This window comes from Agrobacterium sp. ST15.13.013 (genome assembly GCF_027956525.1).
Classification (GTDB): domain Bacteria; phylum Pseudomonadota; class Alphaproteobacteria; order Rhizobiales; family Rhizobiaceae; genus Agrobacterium; species Agrobacterium salinitolerans.
Genome location: NZ_JAQKGP010000012.1, coordinates 1 through 22,629 on the forward strand (window position 1 = coordinate 1; position 22,629 = coordinate 22,629).

Annotated in this window: 19 protein-coding genes and 1 pseudogene; 11 read left to right on the top strand and 9 right to left on the bottom strand. The window is 61.0% G+C overall.

Annotation, left to right across the window (positions count from 1 at the left end; all coding sequences use genetic code 11):
* Nucleotides 1–3: 3 nt before the first annotated feature.
* Together PL597_RS13585 and PL597_RS26330 are read right to left on the bottom strand one after the other, a co-directional pair.
* Nucleotides 4–597: a LysR substrate-binding domain-containing protein gene (locus tag PL597_RS13585; RefSeq protein ID WP_271365379.1), complete on the bottom strand. Its 594-nt coding sequence runs from the start codon at nucleotides 595–597 to the stop codon at nucleotides 4–6.
* Between the two features lie 30 nt (nucleotides 598–627).
* Nucleotides 628–849: pseudogene (locus PL597_RS26330) on the bottom strand (helix-turn-helix domain-containing protein); the annotation flags it as partial.
* A gap of 61 nt (nucleotides 850–910) precedes the next feature.
* Here PL597_RS26330 and PL597_RS13590 point away from each other — a divergent pair.
* Nucleotides 911–1,834, top strand: a complete 924-nt coding sequence (locus PL597_RS13590; protein WP_087747391.1) for an SDR family NAD(P)-dependent oxidoreductase — start codon at nucleotides 911–913, stop codon at nucleotides 1,832–1,834.
* A 64-nt stretch (nucleotides 1,835–1,898) separates the two neighbouring features.
* Here PL597_RS13590 and PL597_RS13595 read toward each other — a convergent pair whose 3' ends face one another.
* From PL597_RS13595 to PL597_RS13610, 4 genes are all read right to left on the bottom strand, one after another.
* Nucleotides 1,899–2,345 carry a carboxymuconolactone decarboxylase family protein gene (locus tag PL597_RS13595; RefSeq protein ID WP_087747393.1) on the bottom strand — a complete coding sequence of 149 codons (447 nt, stop codon included), beginning with the start codon at nucleotides 2,343–2,345 and terminating at the stop codon, nucleotides 1,899–1,901.
* Between the two features lie 94 nt (nucleotides 2,346–2,439).
* Entirely contained in the window at nucleotides 2,440–2,877 is a 438-nt protein-coding gene (locus tag PL597_RS13600) for a cupin domain-containing protein (protein WP_087747395.1), read from the bottom strand.
* A 15-nt stretch (nucleotides 2,878–2,892) separates the two neighbouring features.
* On the bottom strand, nucleotides 2,893–3,645 hold the full coding sequence (locus tag PL597_RS13605) for an SDR family oxidoreductase (RefSeq protein WP_087747397.1): 753 nt from the start codon (nucleotides 3,643–3,645) through the stop codon (nucleotides 2,893–2,895).
* Nucleotides 3,646–3,656: 11 nt separating this feature from the next.
* Nucleotides 3,657–4,169 (bottom strand): RrF2 family transcriptional regulator, encoded by a 513-nt coding sequence (locus PL597_RS13610; protein ID WP_271365382.1) that lies wholly within the window; start codon nucleotides 4,167–4,169, stop codon nucleotides 3,657–3,659.
* A 175-nt stretch (nucleotides 4,170–4,344) separates the two neighbouring features.
* Here PL597_RS13610 and PL597_RS13615 point away from each other — a divergent pair, with 175 nt between their 5' ends.
* Both PL597_RS13615 and ada read left to right on the top strand, forming a co-directional pair.
* Nucleotides 4,345–4,749, top strand: coding sequence for a YybH family protein (locus tag PL597_RS13615; RefSeq protein WP_087747400.1), 405 nt, complete (start codon nucleotides 4,345–4,347; stop codon nucleotides 4,747–4,749).
* On the top strand, nucleotides 4,749–5,771 hold the full coding sequence (ada, locus tag PL597_RS13620; RefSeq protein ID WP_111785362.1) for a bifunctional DNA-binding transcriptional regulator/O6-methylguanine-DNA methyltransferase Ada: 1,023 nt from the start codon (nucleotides 4,749–4,751) through the stop codon (nucleotides 5,769–5,771). The genes PL597_RS13615 and ada overlap by 1 nt, the downstream gene beginning before the upstream one ends.
* Nucleotides 5,772–5,854: 83 nt before the next feature.
* Here the strand turns inward: ada and PL597_RS13625 are convergent, their stop codons facing one another.
* Together PL597_RS13625 and ligD are read right to left on the bottom strand one after the other, a co-directional pair.
* Nucleotides 5,855–6,628 (bottom strand): SOS response-associated peptidase family protein, encoded by a 774-nt coding sequence (locus tag PL597_RS13625; RefSeq protein WP_087747404.1) that lies wholly within the window; start codon nucleotides 6,626–6,628, stop codon nucleotides 5,855–5,857.
* Nucleotides 6,629–6,687: 59 nt separating this feature from the next.
* Nucleotides 6,688–7,740, bottom strand: coding sequence for a non-homologous end-joining DNA ligase (gene ligD / locus PL597_RS13630; RefSeq protein WP_271365384.1), 1,053 nt, complete (start codon nucleotides 7,738–7,740; stop codon nucleotides 6,688–6,690).
* A 281-nt stretch (nucleotides 7,741–8,021) separates the two neighbouring features.
* Here ligD and PL597_RS13635 point away from each other — a divergent pair, with 281 nt between their 5' ends.
* From PL597_RS13635 to PL597_RS13645, 3 genes are read left to right on the top strand one after another with little or no spacing between them, the layout of a single operon-like run.
* On the top strand, nucleotides 8,022–8,798 hold the full coding sequence (locus PL597_RS13635) for an ImuA family protein (RefSeq protein ID WP_416372228.1): 777 nt from the start codon (nucleotides 8,022–8,024) through the stop codon (nucleotides 8,796–8,798).
* Complete coding sequence (locus PL597_RS13640) at nucleotides 8,719–10,230, top strand: Y-family DNA polymerase (RefSeq protein ID WP_271365386.1); 1,512 nt, start codon at nucleotides 8,719–8,721, stop codon at nucleotides 10,228–10,230. Before PL597_RS13635 ends, PL597_RS13640 begins: the two co-directional genes overlap by 80 nt.
* A complete protein-coding gene (locus tag PL597_RS13645) occupies nucleotides 10,227–13,481 on the top strand; it encodes an error-prone DNA polymerase (protein WP_271365387.1) in 3,255 nt (1,084 codons plus the stop codon). Before PL597_RS13640 ends, PL597_RS13645 begins: the two co-directional genes overlap by 4 nt.
* A 51-nt stretch (nucleotides 13,482–13,532) precedes the next feature.
* On the opposite strand, the gene PL597_RS13650 is transcribed toward PL597_RS13645, so the two are convergent.
* Entirely contained in the window at nucleotides 13,533–14,372 is an 840-nt protein-coding gene (locus PL597_RS13650; protein ID WP_271365388.1) for a DUF3800 domain-containing protein, read from the bottom strand.
* Nucleotides 14,373–14,865: 493 nt separating this feature from the next.
* Between PL597_RS13650 and PL597_RS13655 the strand changes: the two genes are divergently transcribed.
* The 5 genes from PL597_RS13655 to PL597_RS13675 all read left to right on the top strand — a co-directional run bounded on the left by PL597_RS13655 (nucleotide 14,866) and on the right by PL597_RS13675 (nucleotide 22,588).
* Nucleotides 14,866–15,042 (top strand): hypothetical protein, encoded by a 177-nt coding sequence (locus tag PL597_RS13655; protein WP_186439875.1) that lies wholly within the window; start codon nucleotides 14,866–14,868, stop codon nucleotides 15,040–15,042.
* A gap of 220 nt (nucleotides 15,043–15,262) precedes the next feature.
* The gene (locus tag PL597_RS13660) at nucleotides 15,263–16,225 is read left to right on the top strand and encodes a DUF3991 and toprim domain-containing protein (RefSeq protein ID WP_271365391.1); all 963 of its coding nucleotides are present in this window, start codon (nucleotides 15,263–15,265) and stop codon (nucleotides 16,223–16,225) included.
* A gap of 142 nt (nucleotides 16,226–16,367) precedes the next feature.
* The gene (locus tag PL597_RS13665) at nucleotides 16,368–16,976 is read left to right on the top strand and encodes a DUF1419 domain-containing protein (protein ID WP_271365392.1); all 609 of its coding nucleotides are present in this window, start codon (nucleotides 16,368–16,370) and stop codon (nucleotides 16,974–16,976) included.
* A 13-nt stretch (nucleotides 16,977–16,989) separates the two neighbouring features.
* A complete protein-coding gene (locus tag PL597_RS13670) occupies nucleotides 16,990–17,391 on the top strand; it encodes a DUF3085 domain-containing protein (protein ID WP_271365393.1) in 402 nt (133 codons plus the stop codon).
* A gap of 100 nt (nucleotides 17,392–17,491) precedes the next feature.
* Nucleotides 17,492–22,588: a DEAD/DEAH box helicase family protein gene (locus PL597_RS13675; RefSeq protein WP_271365394.1), complete on the top strand. Its 5,097-nt coding sequence runs from the start codon at nucleotides 17,492–17,494 to the stop codon at nucleotides 22,586–22,588.
* Nucleotides 22,589–22,629: the final 41 nt, after the last annotated feature.

Genomic DNA, 22,629 nt, shown 5'->3' on the forward strand with positions numbered 1-22,629 from the left:
ACTTCAACGCGCTGGCACCAATGATGGTGGCGGCATAATCGAGGCGGAAATCCACTTAGAAAAACGCCCGAAACTGTTCAGACAAACCGAGCCACCTCTGTCGTCCAGAGCCGCGGCCAGAAGAAGTCGGGACTGGTCGACCACGAGGTTGCCGGTCGTCGCCACGACGACATCCTCGCCCCGGCGCTGAAACTCCCAGCGATAAATCGACCCGCCCGCCATGCGGAGCTGGATGCACTGGTGAAGCGAGAGATCCGACGGACTTTCGAGAAGCGGCGCATTGTCGAGATAGGCGGGCGATGCCACCACGATGTGCTGCTGGTCTGGACCGATCGGGATTGCGACCATCTCGCCGGGGACGAGTTCCGCCGCGCGGATGCCGCAGTCGAAACCTCCTTCGGCGATATCGACCAGTCGCCCTTCGGACCGGATTTCGAAGCGCATTGCCGGCTGCAGCTTCACGAAGCGCGTCAACAGCGGCATTAGCACCTGCTCGGCGGCGTTGGCGTCGCAGTTGATCCGTACAAGCCCGGACGGCGAGGCGGCTTGGTCGTGAAGCTCCTCGACCGCCATTCCGATTTCGCTAAGCGCCGGCATGAGCCGCTCCGCAAGTCTCCGCCCAGGCTCCGTCAGCGAGACGTTCCTCGTCGAACGGTGGAAGAGCTTCACTTTGAGACGTCTCTCCAGTCCGGCGACTGCGTGGCTCAACGCCGACGCCGTCTGGCCCAGAACTCGGGACGCAGCGCGAAAACCTCCGTGCTCGGCGACGGCAAGGAAGGCCGCTAGCTCGCCAGGAGGGAGCAAGCCCACTGTTCGAATTATCTCATCATTGCGTGTAACGGTGGTCATCTAGTTCATGAATGCCATGCGCTTATCTTCGGGACAAGTCGATTACTGAAGGAGTACGACCATGACTTTACCGATACCGTTCGGCTTTTCATCTACGGCCGCCGACGTTCTGAAAGGCGTCGATCTTCAAGGCCGCAACGTCATCGTTACCGGAGGAGGGGGCGGTATTGGGTTAGAGACCAGCCGCGCTCTAGCCGCCGCGGGCGCCGCCGTGACGATCGCGGCCCGGCGTCCGGGCGATGCGGAGAAGGCAGTCGCTGAGCTGAAAAAGAGTATGCCCGAGGCTCAACTGCGCGTTCGGCGCCTCGACCTCGCGGATCTGTCTTCCGTGCAGGAATTCTCGGAGAACTGGAACGAGCCTTTGCACTTTCTCGTCAACAATGCGGGCGTCATGGCCATTCCGGAAATCCAGCGGACTGCGGAAGGACGGGAGATGCAGTTCGCGACGAACTATCTGGGGCATTTCGCACTCACGCTAGCGCTGCGACGGCATCTAGCCAAGGCAAATGGTGCCCGTGTAGTTTCCGTCTCCTCGACTGGCAACCTGTTCGCGCCCGTGTTCTGGGACGATCCGGACTTCCGCTTCATTCCATACGATCCGCTGCTTGCTTATGGGCAATCGAAGACAGCCTGCATCCTGCTGTCCGTTGGGATCACCAAAAACTGGGCCAGCGACGGGATAACGTCCAACGCGCTCAATCCCGGAGCGATTGCCACGGGGCTTCAGAAGCACACCGGAGGCCTGCGAACCCCCGAGCATTTGCGCAAGACAATAGAGCAGGGGGCAGCCACGTCGGTGCTGCTGGCGGGTTCGCCGCTCGTCGAAGGCATTTCCGGTAGATATTTCGACGATTGCCAGGAGGCCTCGGTCGTTGACGAGCGGGGACCTGGGCCCTTCAAAGGCGTGGCGAGATACGCCGTTGATGAGGACAACGCGGTCCGCCTCTGGGAGATCGCGACGCGGTTGCTGGGATTGCCTCTGTGAGCAGAACACCCTGTCGACCTGTCCGGACCGGCAGGGTGCTCGTCGAGCGATGACCGGACGCTGATCAGGCCTTGGCCGCCACCGGAAGCCGGAATGGCGCGCCCAAGCGATTGAAGGCGTTCATCGCGGCGATCGTTATCGTCAGATCAACGAGATCCTTCGGTTCGAAGGCTGACGCGGCCGCGGCATAAGCCTCGTCCGAGGCGCGGGTCTGGCTGACGTTGGTCACCTCCTCGGCCCAGGCGAGAGCGGCCCGTTCCTGATCGTTGAACAGCTGGGGCACTTCGTCCCAGACCGGAACAAGCGTGATCTTATCGACGGACATCGTCTTGCGCAGATCGCGACTATGCATGTCGATACAATGGGCGCAGCCGTTGATCTGCGACACGCGCAGGAAGACGAGATGAATCAGCTCTTCAGGCAGGTTCGTCTTCTTGGTAACGTAGTGATGGACGCCGAAGAGTGCCTTTGCGCCGTCGGGGGCGACTTCGGACCAGTTCATGCGGGTCATATCGTTTTCCTTTCTCGTGGACACGGTTCTCCGTTCGCCGGGTAAACCGTCGTTGCTTGTGCAGTAGTTGAGGAGGTAGGTCTGGTAGCTAGCGCTACGGCCTGCGCGGCGTCGTCAGGGCGTCGTCATCGGTGTCGACGACGAAGACGGCGAGGAGCTTCGCCGGCTCGGTCTTGCTGGCGTTGGCGCTGACGTCGTGATGGTCGCCCGGCAGCTCGGTAAAGTTCTGACCGGCGATGAAGGTCTTCGTCTCGCCACCGTTCACGGCGCTCAGGATCGCGCCTTCGAGAACCGTCGCATAGATCAAGGCGGATTTTGCGTGCGTATGGGCGGAGCTGTAGCCGCCGGGGCCGTACTCGACGAGCACGCCCTTGACGCTCTTGCCTGGAACGTCCGGGAGGGGATGCTCGTAAACCAGCGTCACATTTGCGTCCTTCGTGTCGTACACAAGTCCAGGCTTGACGACGTCATGAGCGGAAGCTGTGGCCAGAGCGACCGCAAGTGCCGTAGCGGCATAGAAGATGGTCTTCATGATGTGCCTCTCTGCCTATGCCTTGAGCCATTCTGTGAGAGTGATCCGGCCCTTGATGTAGTCCCCGCCGGGAACCAGTGAGCCGGCGACAACGGGAGCGCCGAAGTAGTCGACGGCCTCGTCGGCTTTGACCGGACGAGCGTCGCCCCTGGCATCAAGATAAGTCCGGATGAAAGATTCGAACGGTCCCCGTTCAGGTCCGGCAAGGTCGACGGTTCCGTTCTTCGGCTCGCCGAGCGCGGCCTCCACCAGAGCAGCGGCGACGTCGTCGGCCGCGATCGGCTGGAAGTCGGTATCCGGCACTTTCACTGCGCCGTCCGCCGCATAAGCGCCGGCCAGGGTCTCGATGAACTCATGGAACTGCGTCGCGCGGACGATGGTGTACCCTTGGCCCGACGCCGCGACGGTCTCCTCCTGCGCCAGCTTGCCGGCCATGTAGGGATTGGCCGCGAGCTGGTCAGCGTTGACAATGGAAAGGACGACGTGGTGGCGTACGCCCGCGGCCTTTTCTGCGATCGTCAGGTTGCTGCTCGACGTTCCAAAGAAGTCGGTTATCACAGTCTTGTCGAACGACATCATGTTGGAAACGTCGATGACGGCGTCGGCGCCCGCTAGCGCGTCGGCCAGTCCTTCGCCTGTGTAGGCATTGATCCCGTTGCGGGAGCTTGCGACGACGGCTTCGTGGCCGGCGTCCTGTAGCAACTTCACTGCCTTCGAGCCGATCAGGCCCGTGCCGCCGATGACGACGACCTTCTTCATCTTGGTCATGGTGATTCCTCCTATGACGAGGCGCGATTGCCCGTCTTGCGTTCGTGGAGTTCAAGGTAGGCGCATCCGCGGGCGGCGATACCGCCGTCGTCGTCTGCACCGAGGTCCGCCAGAAGCTCCGCGACGGACACCTTGGCGAGTTCTGCGCGATAAGCCTTCTCGGCTTTCAGCATTGCGGCGTTGATCTGGCAGGGCTTGGTGAAGTAGCGCTGCGGCAAAGGGTTCGGCCCACGCTGGCGGATCTCGGCGCAACGAAAAGCAGGTGCCGGTCCTTCGACTGCGAGGACGATGTCGAGGAGGCTGATGTCCTTCGGCGCTTTCTCCAGCCGATAGCCACCCTTCGGTCCCGGCGTCGTCGCGACGATGCCCGCGCCGGACAGCGCCTGCAGGTGCTTCAGCAGATAGCTGGTCGAAACGCCGTGCAATTCCGCAAGGGCTGCCGCCGACAGTACGCCGTCTTCCGACAGGCCTGCCAGAAATGCCGTGCAGTGGATGGCCTGCTCAACGCCTTCGCTCAGTTTCATCTTGCATCTCCTAATCGTGGATATAAAATGTCTATGATCTGGTTGGGTGTCAATCCCCGATCACGTGGCGCGCTCGAAATTCCGAATATCAGATCAGAAAGCGGAGTTTCGACGCCTTGGTGCCTCGCCATAGTCAGGACGCTCGCAGGAGCAGAACAACAACAAAGGACAACGAATGACCACCAAGCTCGCACTCTCCTCGACGCCGGAAGGCATCGTCCCGGCGCTTCTCGCCCATCTGAACTCGCTCGACGTCGAGACCATGCTCGGCTTCTACGACCCGGAAGGTTTGATCGTTGACGCCGCGGGCGTCGCTCACGTGGGCAAAGACGCAATCGGCAAGGAGCTTGCCAAGTACTTTAGCCTCGGCCTTCAGATGTCGATCACCCAGCGCCACCTGTTCGTCGCCGGCGACGTCGCCTCTCTCATCCTCGACTGGTCGTACATCGGCACCGCGAAGGATGGGACCGAGATCAACATGGTAGCCACTGCGACGGACATCGCCCGCCGCGGGCCGGACGGCCTGTGGCGTTACCTCATCGACAACCCGTTTGGCTCGATGCAGAGGAGCGCCGGCTGATGACGGATGCCGCGGAAGTTCTGACCGAAGCGACAGCGCTCGCATTCCGCGGCGTCCTCACAACCGGCGTCTACTGCAGGGCGACCTGCATCTCCCGTCCTCCCCGGCCAGAGAACATGCGCTGGTTCGGGTGCGTCTCCGACGCACAAAGAGCAGGCTTTCGCCCGTGCCTGCGATGCCGTCCCAATGATGAGGAATTCGCAAGGAGGAATGCCGATCTGGTGGCTGAGGCGTGCAGGCTGATTGATGCCGGAGACAGCTCGCCGACCGTCGCGGCGCTCGCGCATGCGCTCGGCGTCAGTGAAGGGCACTTCCACCGAACGTTCCGTGCACACACTGGAATGACCCCGCGAGCATACATGCTCGAGAGGAGGGCTCAACTCGTCCGCGAAGGACTAAAACCGGGCAGGACCATTACATCGACGTTCTATGACGCAGGATACGGTTCCAGCGGAAGGTTCTACGCGGTATGCAGCCGCGCGCTCGGAATGGCTCCGGCAGACTACAGGGCGGGCGGGCGCAGGGAAACGCTGCACTTTGCAGTCGGCCAGACATCGCTTGGGGCGATCCTGGTTGCATCGAGCGCCAAGGGCGTTGCGGCAATTCTCCTTGGGGATGATCCTGCCGCCCTCCTGACAGATCTTCAGGATCGATTTCCAAACGCGAACTTTGTCGGAGGGGACGAACGATACGAGGATACCGTCGCCAAGGTTGTTGGAATGGTTGAGCGCCCGGAGGTCGGCTTCGACTTGCCGCTCGACCTGCGTGGGACTACCTTCCAGCGTCGCGTCTGGCTGGCGTTGCGAGATATTTCTCCGGGCGAGATCATCAGCTATGAAGATCTCGCAGCGAGGGTTGGATATCCGAAGGCCGGTAAGGCTGTGGCTAGCGCCTGCGCGAGCAATCCACTCGCCATCGCTATTCCCTGCCACCGTGTTGTGAGAAAAGATGGAGCGTCATTCCGCTATACCTGGGGAATCGAGCGGAAGGCTGAGCTACTGCGAAGAGAGGGACGACGTTAAATTGAAATCATGTTCTCGCACAACGGCGCCGCGGTGGTTGACCCGATTGTGGAGTGCTCCTGCCGAGCGAAACGGCTAATGGGTTACACCAGACCGTCTTGCTCCACCGGCTCGCCAGATTTCGATACGATTGAAGATCCGTAGGGCTCACGTGACAGGATGATGAGCGCATCGTTTGGTAGTGGGCGGGCGAGGTGCTTTGCTTCCTCCCAAGGCGCTCGCATCCAGATGTCGGTCTCTTCCTTTGTTAGCAGCAATACAGGCATGGCCTTTTCGTGGATTGGCTTCACAAGATCGTTCGGATCCGTGGTCAGGAAGCCATAGAGATCGTCCGTGGTCATTCCATCCTTCACCTTGCGGACGCTTTTCCATTGCGGCACGTGGATACCGGCGAAGAACATCAGCGATTTTGCCTCGTCGCGCGCAAACCATGCATTGGGCACATTGCCACCGTCCTCTTTGCTTGCCGGATCCGGTTCGGCAAAACTTGTGACCGGGACGAGGCACCTGTGCTCCACGCCGAACCATCGCGTCCAGTGCGGGAAATTGAGCTTGCGGACGTTCGTCGTGCCGCGGTCGGGCTCTATGCGGATCAGTTCTTCAAGATCGAAGGGCTTGCCCTTGGCTGCGAGTTTCTCGGCCTTGGCTTTGGCCGCTTTTTCCAAGGCGAAGCGAGGCGAGGGCAGGCCCCAGCGGGCGTGCACGAGCTGCTTCTTCCCGTCAGCCGTGTTACGGACTATCGGCCCCAGCTGGTCGGGGTTCATCTGATACGCCGGCATCAGGTTAATAAAGCTTTCGGCATCCTGGGCCCATTTCGAAACCCAGTCCTTGTCTTCCATGCGATAAAGATTGCACATGGCAGCAATTCCTCCGTTGCGACCGAATGCAGTTTGACGGTTGAGTTCCGCCTGAGACGCTAGTCGAGCCTGTAAACGTCGGCATTGTCCTGACGTTCCCGCAGGCCCTTGTAGGAGGCATGCCGCAATTTGCCGTCTCCGGTCCACGCCCGGAACTCGATCTCGGCGATTAAGGTCGGATCGACCCAGACAATGTCTGATTTTTCGGGAAAGGGTAAAGGCGGCTGCTTTCGTTTCCAGCGCAGCCTGTCCAGCATCTTGCGCAGTCTGGTCATCTCGGCTTCCTTGAATCCCGTGCCGACGCTCCCAACATGGACGAGATCGTGGCCGCCGTAGGCAGCAAGCACCAGTGAGCCAAACCCACCCGGCGATGCCGCCGACGGTTCATAGCCGACGACCATGAACGCTTCGCTCTCGATGCATTTGATCTTCACCCAGTCGCCGGTGCGACCGGAACGATAGGGCTGATCCAGATGCTTGCCAACGATGCCTTCCAGACCAAGGCTGCGGACATGCTCCAACAGGACGTTGGGGTCAGCGTCGAGTGTTTCCGATAGACGGACGGCGCCGTCATTCGCCTTTATCGTATCCTCGAGAAGATGCCGGCGTGATCGGTATTCCATCTCCCGCAGATCGTGGCCGTCGAGGTACATAAGATCAAAAGCGTAGAGGACGGCTTCAGATGCTCGATTTCCGGCCGCCTTGCCCGAAGCCCCCAACGACATCTGAAGCAGCCCGAAATCCGGCCGTCCTTCTTCGTCCAGCACCACCGCCTCGCCATCGATGATCATCGTTGCCGGGCCAAGCGCTCGGGCAGCCTGTTCGATCGCCGGAAACCGGTGCGTCCAGTCATGACCCCCGCGGGTAAGGATGCGCACACCTGTCGGCTCGATGTGGACCGCCAGCCGATAGCCGTCCCATTTCAGCTCCCAGCTCCATTGATCGCCTTGTGGCGGATGGGCCTTCAATTGCGCAAGCGTCGGCTCGAGGCGGTCGGGCATCGGATCGAACAGAAGCTGTGGCTGTGCAGGATTACGCTTCCGATGCGGCTTTGAGCGGATCGGGGCTTCGATATCACGAAGGAGCGGCTTTGATCTCGGTGGCTTCGTCATGGCGAGACTTCAGCACGAAAACCTTAAGAACATTGTGACGCCGCTCATATATCCCCACTATCCACCATCTGGAGCCCGACAAGAGCGAAGTGCCGCAAAAATTGTAGTGATGTCTATATCCTTGAATCCTTTCCGAATATTCGGTTTTGCTAATGCTGGGATAATATTCCTCAACCATGTGTTGCTTGACTCTTTTGCATCGTTAGAACAAACAAAGAACAAATAGCCCGTACGACATGATGTCGATCCTTTGAACACGACCTTGAAGGGAGCCGTGAACGATGACTGCTGCCCGTACCCCCGGGGTCCCTGGAGGGGTCTTAGATGTGATCTGCGACTTGCGTGACCGCATTGCCTCGATGGAGGGCGGAGCCGCGAAACGGGCCGGAACGCTCGCCTTCGGTGTTCCGGAGATCGATGCGGCCTTGCCTGGCGGGGGCCTTGCCTATGGAGCCCTGCATGAGTTTGCGGGCGGCGGTTCGGGCACCGTAGACGGCGCGGCTGCCGCGCTTTTTATCGCCGGCATAGCCGCGCGAACCAGAGGCCCCGTTATCTGGTGTCTGACGCGACCGGATCTGTTTTTTCCGGCGCTTGCCCAGGTCGGCCTTCATCCCGACCGCGTCATCTTCGTGGAGTCCGACAGGGAAGAGGATGTGCTGGCCAATATGGAGGAGGGGCTCTCGTTTGGCGGTCTCGGGGCAGTAGTCGGCGAACTTGTCCGCCTGCCGATGGTCAGTTCCCGACGCCTGCAGCTCGCCGCCGAGCGAACCGGGACCATGGCGCTTGCTGTCCGCCGATGGCGAAGGCAGACGGAGGCGAATGATTTTGGCCAGCCGACGGCGTCAACCACCAGATGGCGGGTGAGTGTGATACCGTCCGAGGAGCTGCCAGTACCGGGGGTGGGCAGGCCTCAATGGTTTCTGGAATTGATGCGCGTGAAAGCGGGTGAGTGTGCTGAGTTTCTCGTGAGAGCGTGTGATGACAAGGGTCGTATCCATTTATCTTCCGGATCTGCCGACGGATCGCATTCGTCGAGCCGATCCCTCCATTCCGCCTGAACAGCCAATCGCGGTAATCGCCAAAAGCGGTTCCAAGCGATGGGTTTCGGCTTCCGACCCGGCTGCGAGAAAGGCAGGCGTGCATGTCGGCATGGCGGCGGCGAAGGCGCAGTCGCTGTTTCGCGGCCTGATGATGGTTGAAGCAGATCCCGCAGCCGATCGCGTCGCTCTCGAACGCATCACGCTCTGGGCGCTGACGATCTATTCGCCGATCGTCGCCGTTGACGGGATCGATGGCATTGTCATGGATACCGAAGGCGCCGACCACCTGCAGGGCGGCGAGCTGCCAATGGTGACAAAGATCGCCAACCAGTTTCTGGGCAGGAAGCTGACTGCCCGTGTAGCGGTCGCCGACAGCTGGGGTGCAGCCCATGCCTGCGCTCGCGCCATCAACCGCGACACGATCATCGTTCCGTCAGGCGAGACAGTCCGGGCGGTGGAAAAACTGTCGATCTCTCTGCTGCGCCTTGCGTCCAAGATCGTAAGCGATCTTCGCATTCTCGGCTTCCAGACCATTGGCGAGCTTCTCAACACGCCACGTGCACCACTGACTTTGCGCTTTGGTCCGGAGATCGGCCGCCGTCTCGACCAGATGCTCTGCCGTATCGCCGAACCTATCGAGCCGATTCGAACGCCTGAGCTGATCGAAGTCTCGAAAGCCTTCGCTGAACCGATTGGCGCTGCCGAAACGATCAACAAATATGTCGGCCGCCTCGTCGTCCAGCTGGTCGATGAGCTTCAGAAGCGCGGCCTCGGTGTGCGCCGAGCCGACCTGATTGTCGAGAAGGTCGACGGTACCAGACAGGCAATCCGCGCAGGCACCGCCAAACCCGCCCGCGATGTCGCCTGGCTGACGAAACTGTTTCGGGACCGGACGGAAAAGATCGAGCCGGGTTTCGGGATCGAGAAGCTTACCCTTGTTGCGGTTCTGGCCGAGGCATTGGAGGAGGCGCAGAAAGCCTCTGCCCTTATTGAGGATGATATCACCGACGTGACGCCGCTGATCGACATCTATGGAAACCGAGGCCAGCGGGTCTACCGCGTCGCACCGGTCGCCTCAGATGTGCCGGAACGCTCCGTGAAGCGGATCAGCCCTGTGGCTGAACCGATCGCCATTGCCTGGGTCAGCCATTGGCGCCGGCCGGTCCGGCTCTTGCCCCGACCCGAGCTGATCGAGGCAATCGCGCTGATGCCGGACCGCCCTCCGGTCTCCATCGTCTGGCGTGGCAGACGCCGCAAAGTCAAGCGCGCCGATGGCCCGGAACGCATTTTTGGGGAGTGGTGGCAACGCGACGCGGAGATGGAAGCTGTCCGCGATTACTTTGTTATTGAGGACGAATCCGGTGAACGCCTGTGGGTGTTTCGCTCTGGCGACGGTGTTGATCCTGAGACCGGGTCCCATCGCTGGTTCTGCCACGGGATCTTCGCATGAGCTACGCCGAGCTGCAGGTCACGACCCACTTCAGCTTCCTGCGCGGCGCCTCCTCGGCACACGAACTGTTCGAGACAGCGAAACGGCTCGGTATCGATGCACTCGGCGTTGTCGATCGCAATTCGCTGGCAGGCATCGTCCGTGCGCTGGAAGCATCCCGCGCCACCGGTCTGCGCCTGGTCGTCGGCTGTCGTCTCGATCTCGCCGATGGCATGTCGCTTCTGGTCTATCCGATGGATCGATCCGCCTATTCGCGTCTGACTCGGCTGATCACGCTCGGCAAGTCGCGTGGCGGCAAGAACAACTGTATCCTGCATTGGGACGATATCGTCGCCTATTCTGAGGGTATGATCGGCATTCTGGTGCCGGATCTGCCGGATGCCACATGTGCCGCGCGGCTTCGAAAAATGGCTGAGCTGCTTGGTGATCGCGCTTACGTCTCTCTCTGTCTGCGTCGGCGACCGAACGACCAGTTGCGCCTGCATGAGATTTCCAGCATGGCGGGGCGGTTCAAGGTCAGAACCGTCGTCACCAATGACGTGCTGTTTCATGAGCCGGGCCGCCGACAATTGCAGGATATCGTCACCTGTATCAGGCACAACACCACGATTGATGATGTCGGTTTCGAGCGCGAGCGCCATGCCGACCGCTACCTCAAGCCACCGGAGGAAATGGAGCGGCTATTTCCGCGCTACCAGCAAGCCCTGGCGCGAACCCTGGAAATCGTGCGTCGCTGTAAATTCTCACTTGAGGAGCTGACCTACCAATACCCGGAGGAGGCGATTGTGCCAGGCAAGGATGCCCAAGCGTCGCTCGAGCATTATGTCTGGGAATGTGCGCCCGATCGTTATCCGGAAGGCCTGCCACCGGATGTTTTAAAGACCGTTCGCCACGAACTCGACCTCATCCGCACCATGAAATACGCGCCTTACTTCCTGACGGTGTTTTCGATCGTCCGTTTTGCCCGAAGTCAGGGCATTCTCTGCCAGGGCAGGGGGTCCGCCGCCAACAGCGCCGTCTGCTATATTCTCGGTATCACCTCGATCGATCCTTCAACCAATGACCTTCTCTTCGAGCGCTTCGTCAGCCAGGAACGCGACGAGCCTCCGGATATCGATGTCGACTTCGAGCATGAACGGCGCGAGGAGGTCATTCAGTGGATCTACAAGACCTACACCAAGGACAAGGCGGCCCTCTGCGCAACCGTCACCCGCTACCGGGCCAAGGGCGCAATCCGCGATGTCGGCAAGGCGCTCGGCCTGCCGGAGGATGTGATCAAGGCGCTATCGTCGGGCATGTGGTCCTGGTCAGAAGAGGTTCCCGACCGAAACATCAGGGAACTTAATCTCAACCCGGACGACCGGCGCTTAGCGCTTACCCTGAAACTCGCGCAGCAGCTGATGGGTGCGCCTCGGCATCTGGGGCAGCACCCCGGCGGTTTTGTCCTCACCCATGACCGGCTGGACGATCTCGTGCCGATCGAGCCGGCGACGATGAAGGACCGGCAGATCATCGAATGGGACAAGGACGACGTCGAGGCACTGAAATTCATGAAGGTGGATGTCTTGGCGCTCGGGATGCTCACCTGCATGGCCAAGGCCTTCGATCTCATCCGGGAACACAATGGCCAGACTATAGATCTGTCGTCGATCGAGCAGGAGGACGCAGCCACCTACGCAATGATCCGAAAAGCCGATACGCTCGGGACCTTCCAGATCGAAAGCCGCGCGCAGATGGCGATGTTGCCGCGTCTGAAACCTCGCACCTTCTACGATCTGGTCGTGCAGGTGGCGATCGTGCGGCCGGGCCCGATCCAGGGTGACATGGTGCATCCCTATCTCCGTCGTCGCGAAGGCAAGGAGCCTGTCGAATATCCCACACCAGAACTTGAAGCAGTCCTCGGCAAGACGCTGGGCGTGCCGCTGTTTCAGGAAAGCGCCATGCGTGTTGCCATGGTCTGTGCCGGCTTTACCGGTGGTGAGGCCGACCAGCTGCGCAAATCCATGGCCACCTTCAAGTTCACCGGCGGCGTCTCGCGCTTCAAGGACAAGCTGGTGTCCGGCATGGTCAAGAACGGATATTCGCCCGAGTTCGCCGAAAAGACCTTCTCGCAGCTGGAAGGTTTTGGCTCCTACGGCTTTCCCGAAAGCCACGCGGCCTCCTTTGCGTTGATTGCCTACGCGTCGAACTACATCAAGTGCCATTACCCTGATGTCTTTTGCGCGGCACTGCTCAACAGTCAGCCGATGGGCTTTTATGCTCCGGCGCAGATTGTCGGGGATGCGATCAAGCATGGCGTTGAAGTGAGGCCGGTTTGCGTCAACCGCTCGCGCTGGGACTGCACGCTGGAAGGGATCGGGTCTACCGATCGACATGCTGTCCGGCTGGGTTTCCGGCAGGTGAGGGGACTGGCAGTTGCGGAGGCGGCGCGGATCGTTGCAGCGCGCATGAACAATGCGTTCGCCTCAGTCGATGATATGTGGCGCCGGTCGAGTGTTCCAACCGAAGCGCTTGTCCAGCTGGCAGAGGCCGATGCCTTCCTGCCATCGCTCAAACTCGAACGACGCGATGCGCTCTGGGCGATCAAGGCGCTGCGCGACGAGCCCTTGCCGTTGTTTGCAGCCGCAGCCGAACGCGAGGCGACGGCGATTGCCGAACAGCAGGAGCCGGGGGTCGCGCTCCGGCAGATGACCGATGGCCACAACGTCATTGAAGACTACAGCCACATCGGGCTGACTTTGCGTCAGCATCCGGTCGCCTTTCTGCGCAAGGACCTGTCGGATCGCAACATCATAACCTGTGCCGAGGCGATGAATGCCCGGGATGGCCGATGGGTTTACACCGCTGGACTCGTGCTGGTGCGGCAGAAGCCGGGATCCGCCAAAGGTGTCATGTTCATCACCATCGAGGACGAGACGGGTCCTGCCAACATCGTTGTCTGGCCAACCCTGTTCGAGAAGCGCCGACGCGTCGTGCTGGGATCTTCGATGATGGCGATCAACGGGCGGATTCAGCGGGAAGGGGAGGTCGTGCATCTCGTCGCTCAGCAACTCTTCGATCTCTCAGGCGATCTGGTTGGACTTGCCGATCGGGATAGGGAGTTCAGGTTGCCGACCGGGAGAGGTGATGAATTTGCTCATGGCGGCGGGCCGGATTCACGCGACAGGCCAAAGCCGGTCGTCCCGCGGGACATGTTCACACCCGATCTTCATATCGACACGTTGAAGGTGAAAGCGCGGAATTTCCACTGAAAAATGCTCAAACAGAGCGTGTTGAGGGAGCGCAGGCACCTCCAAAAAGCTTTAATCCTCAGGCGTGGTGAATTGGGATGCGGCGGCAATAGCTTTCGGCGTTGCTTTCGGAAAAGGGTGAGCTGGGACTGGAAGCGAAGCAAGGCGCGCCTCTGTCTCCTGCGAGACATGACAACGCAGACCTGAGACTGGCCCGATGCCATACCGGGCAAAGTAGGGCATTATGAGGTCGAAGCCACGCTGGTCGCCTGACTGAAAGTGACGAAAAATCCAGTAGGCGATCAAGTCCGCCATCTGAATCAGGCGCGATGCCTTGGAATCCAGGAAAAGCGGCACTTCAGCGAAGTTGCGGAGTTGTCCACCGGCATGTCCCACGTGCTTGAACACATGAGACAGGGTTTGGATTTTCTCCTCGTAATTGCTTTTGTCGAGGATGACCAAGCCGCGCTGGGGGTTCTTTTTCTTATAAAGCGTCTTCAGATAGCCATCAAAACACGATGCCACCTCCTCGAAGCTCCGAGCCAGAATGTCGTTCGGAGAGAAGAGCTTCTTCTCGATAACGCAGGCGTAGACCTTCAGCTGCAACTGCTTGTCGGCCAGTAGCGACAAGATATCGACGACGGCTTGAACTCTGTCATTGGGAGGAACACCTTTCCATGTGCCGTTGCCCGAGCGCATTGGATTTCCGTGGAACTCGATTTCTCGAGGATTGGTTGAACTGAAGCGCGCGGCTACGGGGTCTATCTGGGCTTCCAGCCAATGCGTTTGGCGCTCGAATATGCTAAAGCCTGCAAGGACAAAGAAGTCGGAGCTTGGATCATGCGAGTGACCAGACTCGTCGAGATATAGTAGATGCAACGAATCCCCCTGAAACGAAAAAGCGGACCGCATCCGGTCCGCTCCAATTCGGTAAGCCGAGTGAAACAATCGTTCAACGCACCGACGGATCAGCGCTCTCGACTATGCTCAATATATATCGGTTGCGTGTCGGCTTTTCAAGAGGCGGCTCCGCATGGCTCACAATCGCGAAGCTCCAGCGTTCGCGGCTTCACGTCGTCTGTGATCCGCCTCCAGCAGTCATAAGCATCGACTCTGACCTGATGACCGGAGCGAAAAGAAGGAAGCGTCAGGTATCGAGGGCTACAACAAGATCGCATCAGCACGATCGTTGTTTATCGGAGGCAGGTCCATGGAGGCGTCCCAATCCCGCTCTTGATGGATGGCTTCCTGGTCCGGCCCCGGATCTCCGTCGATCAACCCGCTGACGGGGTCCGCTAGCAAGCTGCTGCCGCTTCGGCTTTGCCTTCGCGGTGATCGCGACCGGTTCCGGACACTGACGGGAGCCATCGAGCGGGAATGGCCCGCTCCAAAGATGGAGCCTCAGATGAACACCGATCTTTCTCTTGCGCAGAACCACGCCTTCCAGCTTTCCCGCACCCTCATGGTTCCGGTCACACTGTTCAGGTCCGGCGACGAGTTCGGCGTTCTGCCGAGCGACGAACTCGACGATGGAGACGATCTGGAGATCGTCCATGAATTTCATCCCTGGCCGGCTCATTGAGCCGGCATTTTCCTCTCAGAGGTGCCGCTTGCGAGCGGCAGGCGGCAAGGGAAGCTTCGCCGCGCCTTGGCACCGACGGTAGGCGCCAGGCTGCAGATCAGCAGATTGCCATGCGCGCCCTTGCCCCCTTTGCTCTTCGCGGGACGCCGGAAACGGTACCGCAAATTGCGGGGAGAATGGATCTGGAGAGAAGGGCGGCGCCAAGAGCGCCGGGAAAACAATGGAGAAACAGAAACTGGAAGAACTTCGTGACCGTGTCCCGTGCGCAGCCGTGTTGGAACAGGCGGGCTTTTCCATCGATGTCAAGGGGAGTACCCGCAAGGCAGTGAAATACCGGCGCGGTGCGGAAATCGTCATCGTCATCCATGGCGGGCGGGGATGGTTCGATCCACTGTCTGACGCCAAGGGTGACGTCTTCGGTCTTGCGGAGCATCTCGAGGGCGTCGCGTTTGTCGAGGCGCTGGACCGGGTGGCCGCTCTTGTCGGCATCGTCGCCACGGATCCCGCTTGGTCTCGTCCGGCCGGAAAGCCCGCTCACAGCAGTTCCGTCTCTGAACGCTGGGCAACACGACGCAGACCGTGGCAGGGATCAACGACCTGGCGCTATCTGCGCAGCGAGCGCTGCCTACCGGCAACGATCATCCGGGAGGCCATCCAAAGTGATGTCCTTCGGGAAGGCCCCTATGGCAGCATGTGGGCCGCGCATGTCAATGACGATGGCGTTGTTACTGGCTGGGAGGAGCGCGGTCCAGATTGGCGCGGCTTTGCGACAGGCGGTTCCAAGATTCTGTTTCGCCTTGGCTCTTCTGACGCGATGCGTCTTTGCGTCACCGAGGCGGCGATCGACGCCATGAGCCTTGCAGCATTCGAGGGCCTTCGCGAGGGCAGCCTCTATCTCAGCCCCGGCGGTGGTTGGTCGCCGGCGACAGAATCGGCAGTCCGCCAGTTGGCCGCGCGTCCCGGCGCTGTTCTGGTCGCAGCCACCGACAGCAATAGCCAGGGTGAGACCTTTTCCGGCCGCCTCCGTGCCATCGCCGTGGAAGTGGGCTGTGACTGGCTGCGATTGAAGCCGCCGGCCGAGGACTGGAATGAAGCGCTGAAAGCGCGGGAGAAAGAAAGGAGGGAGAGAAGAATGGAAACAAGCCAAGGCCTGCCGCATGCCCGCCGGCCGCGTCAAGGGTGAAGCTTCGCCCGCTTAAGAGCGGCCCTTGACCCGCCCGGACGGAGAGGCGGCTTGAGGGGAGAGGTCATGAGGGACTGAAGAGGATGGTGAACCGGCAGGGCAGCACCGCACTTCGGTCCGGACAGGGCCCGAGGAGCCGCCAATGAGCACCCCATCCGCAATCCGTAAAGTCTACCAGGGCATCACTGAGCGCCATCAGATGTTCCGAATGTTCGATCGGCATGCACAGCGTCCAAACCGTTTCGACGGTGACGCGAGCGCGCTCTATGCAGGCGAGTGGTTCGAAATCGCCGAGCGTGAGCATGATTACATGTTCGAGATCCTGCCGCCGCTGTGGATCCGGGGTTCGATGTTCGCGATGCGCGAATTCCTGACCGAATCCGTCACATCGGTATTCCTCGCGCTGCGGATCGACGGGATCATTCGTTACTTCCATGCCTATTGTGATCTCTCCGACCGTGGATCAGTGGAAGCCATGCGGCTGGCGATCATCGAGCGAGAAACGCGTCCCGTGAGGGCAATGACCCGAGCCGAGCGCCTTGAGCACATCTGGAGTGCCACGGCGGATACCTATCGTGGCTACGCCGATGAAACCACCCCGCAGTATCTGCCGTGTCAGCGTGTCATCTCTCTCTTCAGCAATGCCGGATCTGCCAGGCTGAAGCCGCTTGATGACCTGACCGACGACGAGATCGCAGCCAAACTGCCCGTTCAACTGCGCCATCTGCCCGATACGGCAGTCGCAGCGTGAGGGGATGCGTGTCATGCTTTCGTTTCCGATTGAATCCGTGCGGGCGGTGATCGCTCGCGGTCGCGCCGATGCACTAGCCAATGGCGGCTTTCGCAATCCCCACTATGGCCTTCATCCCGGCCGCGACGAGCAGCCAGGTGTCTGGTTGGTCGGTGATCACGGTGTCTACCTGTGCTCGAACGGCAAATTGCCGGATGGCGAAAAGCCGTTCGTCGCCTATGCGCTCGAATGCGATCCCCGCACCAACGACGACTGGTTCGAGGTCAAGCGCAGAACCTTCGGAGGAGACGACGGTGTCGAATTCATCGATGCCGTACAATTGGAGGCGATGATCGCCGCCACTCCGAATGCGCGGCACCTCGGCATCACCTTCGACGAGGACTCGATGGAACTCTTCATCATCGAGTGGCCGTAGCGTCTCCGCCGGAGCCGATCCCCAACGTCAATCAGCGTCTCTTCATCAGCGCGTCCCAATCGCCGGACGACGACGCGCGCCTTCACAAGGAGAATTTATCATGAGCAACGATCCCTTCACGCTCGACATGTTTGGCAACACCGCACTGTCGTCTGGCCTCGGGCTCGGCGTCACCGCCTTCGGAAGCTTCTCGCCTGAAGCCGCCAACGATGACGATCCGGATCCGACGCCGCCGGCGTCAGGGCCGGCATCCGCACCTTCGGAGGCGGCCGGACCATCCCGACCCACGAGGCTTCGGGCAAACTTCTATCTCGACGGCGATCGCGGATTACCCTCGTCCTGGAAGGATCGTGCCCGCGCCAATGTTGCGGCCATCCTCGTTGCGGACAGCATTGCCAAGCAAGACCGACCGGCGACGCCGAAGGAGCAGGCGCAACTGATCCGTTTCGCCGGCTTCGGCGCCGGTGAGCTTGCCAACGGGATGTTCCGCCGTCCCGGGGAGGTCGATTTCCGCCAAGGTTGGGACGATCTCGGCTCTTCGCTCGAAACCGCCGTTTCCGAAGTTGACTATGCGTCGCTGGCCCGCTGCACCCAGTATGCCCATTTCACGCCAGAGTTCATTGTCCGGGCGATCTGGGCCGGCATCCAGAGGTTTGGCTGGCGCGGCGGCCGCGTGCTGGAACCAGGCATCGGCACGGGCCTGTTCCCCGCGCTGATGCCAGAAGCGTATCGAAACAGCAGCTACGTCACCGGCGTCGAGCTCGATCCCGTCACCGCGCGGATCGTCAAGCTGCTGCAGCCGAAGGCCCGGATCATCGAGGGCGACTTTTCCCGCACCGACCTTGCTCCGATCTACGATCTCGCCGTCGGCAATCCGCCCTTCTCCGATCGCACCGTCCGCTCAGACCGAAACTATCGGTCGCTCGGCCTGCGCCTGCACGACTACTTCATCGCCCGGTCGATCGATCTGCTGAAGCCGGGCGCGCTGGCCGCGTTCGTTACTTCCCATGGCACGATGGACAAGGCCGATACGACGGCGCGGGGGCATATCGCCAAGTCCGCCGACCTGATCGCGGCGATCCGCCTGCCCGAGGGCAGCTTTCGCCGGGACGCCGGCACGGATGTCGTCGTCGACATCCTGTTCTTCCGCAAGCGCAAGGTCGGGGAGCCGGAAGGTGATCAGATGTGGCTGGATGTCGATGAGATCAGGCCGGCATCTGACGACGAAGGCGCGATCCGCGTCAACAGGTGGTTCGCTCGGCACCCCGGCTTTGTGCTCGGAACGCATGCGCTGACGTCTGGACCGTTCGGCGAAGTCTATACCTGCTTGCCGCGCGCTGGAGAGGATCTGGAAGCCGCCCTCGCCACTGCGATCGATCTTCTCCCGGCCGATCTCTACGACGGTGAGCCGACGCCGATCGACATCGATCTGGAGGACGAGCTCGGTGGAATCGTTGATCTGCAGCCGAGGGACAGAGCTATCCGCGAGGGCAGCTTCTTCCTCGACCGGTCGAAGGGCCTGACGCAGATGCTCGATGGAGCTGCCGTGCCTGTCACGGTGCGAAAGGGTCATACAGGGGATGGGATCTCGGAAAAGCATGTCCGGATCATTTCGAAGCTGATCCCGATCCGCGACGCGGTCCGGGAGGTGTTGAAGGCACAGGAGCAGGACCGCCCATGGCGTGACAGCCAAGTCCGGCTGCGCATCGCCTGGTCGAGTTTCGTGCGCGATTTCGGGCCGATCAACCACACTGATGTCTCCATCCAGGAGGATCCTGAAACTGGTGAGGTCAAGGAAACCCATCGCCAGCCCAACCTCGCACCCTTTCGCGACGATCCCGACTGCTGGCTGGTCGCCTCGATCGAGGACTATGATCTTGAGACCGACACGGCGAGGCCGGGTCCGATTTTTTCCGAACGTGTGATTGCGCCGCCCCCAGCGCCGACGATCACATCGGCTGCAGATGCACTCGCCGTCGTGCTGAATGAGCGTGGTCATGTCGATATCGACCACATCGCGGAGCTGCTCCACAGCGATCCCGCGACTGTGCTCGATGAGCTGGGTGGTGAAGTGTTTCGCGATCCGGCCGACGGATCCTGGCAGACAGCCGATGCCTATCTCTCCGGGGCTGTTCGCACCAAGCTGGCCGCAGCACAAGCGGCAGTCGAGCTCGATCCGGCCTATGAGCGCAGCGTGCGGGCGCTTCAGGATGTGCAGCCGGCCGATCTTCGCCCATCAGACATCACCGCCCGCCTCGGCGCACCCTGGATCCCGGCTTCCGACGTCGTGGCCTTCGTCAAAGAGAAGATGGGAGTCGACATCCGCATCCACCATATGCCGGAACTCGGCTCCTGGACGGTCGAGGCCCGACAGCTTGGTTACAGCGCCGCCGGAACCTCAGAATGGGGAACGAGCCGCCGCCATGCCGGGGACTTGCTTGCCGACGCCCTGAACAGCCGCGTCCCGCAGATCTTCGACGTCTTCAAGGATGTCGATGGCGAGCGCCGGGTCCTTAATGTCGTCGATACCGAGGCCGCGCGTGACAAGTTGCAGAGGATCAAGCAGTCCTTCCAGGATTGGGTCTGGTCCGATCCCGATCGTACCGACCGGCTGGCCCGCGATTACAATGACCGCTTCAACAATATCGCGCCGCGCAAATTCGACGGCTCGCATCTGAAGCTACCCGGCGCCTCTGGCGCCTTTAATTTGTACGGACACCAGAAACGCGGCATCTGGCGGATCATCTCCGATGGCTCGACCTATCTGGCCCACGCCGTCGGTGCCGGCAAGACCATGACTTTTGCCGCGGCGATCATGGAACAGCGCCGGCTGGGGCTGATCGCCAAGGCGATGCTGGTCGTGCCCGGCCATTGCCTGGCCCAGGCCGCACGCGAGTTCTTAGGCCTCTATCCGAATGCCCGCATTTTGGTCGCCGACGAGACGAACTTCACCAAGGACAAGCGCACCCGCTTCCTGTCGCGGGCGGCCACGGCCACCTGGGATGCGATCATCATCACGCATTCGGCCTTCCGGTTCATTGCCGTGCCCTCGGCGTTCGAGCAACAGATGATCCAGGACGAAGTGCAGCTCTACGAGGATCTGCTGACCAAGGTCGACAGCGAGGACCGCGTCTCGCGCAAGCGCCTCGAGCGGCTGAAGGAAGGATTGCAGGAGCGGCTTGAGGGTCTCGCCACACGCAAAGACGATCTTCTGACGATCTCGGAGATTGGTGTCGACCAGATCGTTGTCGACGAGGCGCAGGAATTCCGAAAACTGTCGTTTGCCACCAACATGTCGACGCTGAAGGGGATCGACCCGAACGGCTCGCAGCGCGCCTGGGATCTCTATGTGAAGTCCCGCTATATCGAGACGAAGAACCCCGGCCGCGCGCTGGTTCTGGCCTCCGGCACGCCGATCACCAACTCGCTTGGGGAAATGTTCTCCATCCAGCGCCTGCTCGGCCATGCGGCTCTCGCTGAACGCGGGCTGCACGAATTCGATGCCTGGGCATCCTGCTTCGGCGACACGACGACAGAACTCGAAATCCAGCCGTCCGGCAAATACAAGCCGGTCAGCCGCTTCGCCTCCTTCGTCAATGTGCCTGAACTCATCGCCATGTTCCGCTCGTTCGCGGATGTCGTCATGCCGGAGGATCTCCGGAAATATGTGAAGGTGCCTGATATCTCGACGGGGCGTCGGCAGATCCTGACGGCCAAACCGACTGCTCTGTTCAAGACCTATCAGCAGATGCTCGACGGCCGGATCAAGGCGATCGAGCAGCGAGAGGGACCGGCCAAGCCGGGTGACGACATCCTGCTCTCCGTCATCACCGATGGGCGCCACGCCGCCATCGACCTGCGCTTCGTCATGCCGGCGGCCGAGAACGAGCCGGACAACAAGCTCAATCTGCTTGTCCGCAATGCCCATCGGATCTGGAAGGAGACGGCCAAGGCCATCTATCGTCGCCCCGATGGCAAGGATTTTGATCTGCCGGGCGCCGCGCAGATGATCTTTTCCGATCTCGGCACGATCAATGTCGAGAAGTCGCGCGGCTTCTCCGCCTATCGCTTCATCCGCGATGAGCTGATCCGCCTCGGCGTGCCGGCATCCGAGATCGCCTTCATGCAGGACTACAAGAAGACGGAGGCCAAGCAGCGGCTGTTCGGCGATGTCCGCGCAGGCAAGGTCCGCTTTCTCATCGGTTCGTCCGAGACGATGGGCACCGGCGTTAACGCCCAGCTCCGGCTGAAAGCACTCCACCACCTCGACGTTCCATGGCTGCCGTCGCAGATCGAACAGCGCGAAGGACGGATCGTCCGCCAGGGCAACCAGCATGAGGAGGTCGATATCTACGCCTATGCCACGGAAGGCTCGCTGGACGCCTCCATGTGGCAGAACAATGAGCGCAAGGCGCGATTCATCGCTGCCGCCTTGTCGGGCGACACCTCGATCCGGCGGCTGGAGGATGTCAGCGAAGGGGCGGCTAACCAGTTCGCCATGGCCAAGGCGATCGCTTCCGGCGATGAGCGGCTGATGCAGAAGGCCGGACTGGAAGCTGACATCGCGCGGCTCGAGCGGCTGCGCGCTGCCCACGAAGACGATCAGTATGCCGTTCGTCGGCAGATGCGTGATGCCGAGCGTGAGATCGAGATATCGGCCCGGCGGATCGACGAGATCGGCCAGGACATCGCGCGCCTCCGGCCGACCGCTGGCGATGCCTTCGCCATGACGGTGCTCGGACAGGAATATGCCGAGCGCAAGGAAGCAGGCCGCGCGCTGATGAAAGAGATCCTCACGCTTCTGCAGTTGCAGCAGGAAGGCGAGGGGCATCTGGCGACGATCGGCGGCTTCGATCTCGCCTACGATGGTGAGCGGATCGGCAAGGGCGACGGTTACCGTTACGAGACGTTGCTCCAGCGCACCGGCGCAGACTACGAGATTGATCTGGCGATCACGGTCACGCCGCTCGGCGCCATATCGCGGCTCGAACACGCTCTCAGCGGCTTCGATGAGGAGCAGCGCCAGCATCGCCGGCGTCTGGAAGAGGCCGAGCGGCGATTGGTTTCCTACCGTTCCCGTGACGGAGGCGCTTTCGCGTTCGCAGACGACCTCAAGGAAAAGCGTCTGACGCTGCGAACAATCGAAGCTCAACTGGCGGCAGACCTAGACAACGAGACCGTCACGGCGGCTGCATAGCTGCGTTGCACAATAAATGTTTTCCAGCTGATCAAAACTAA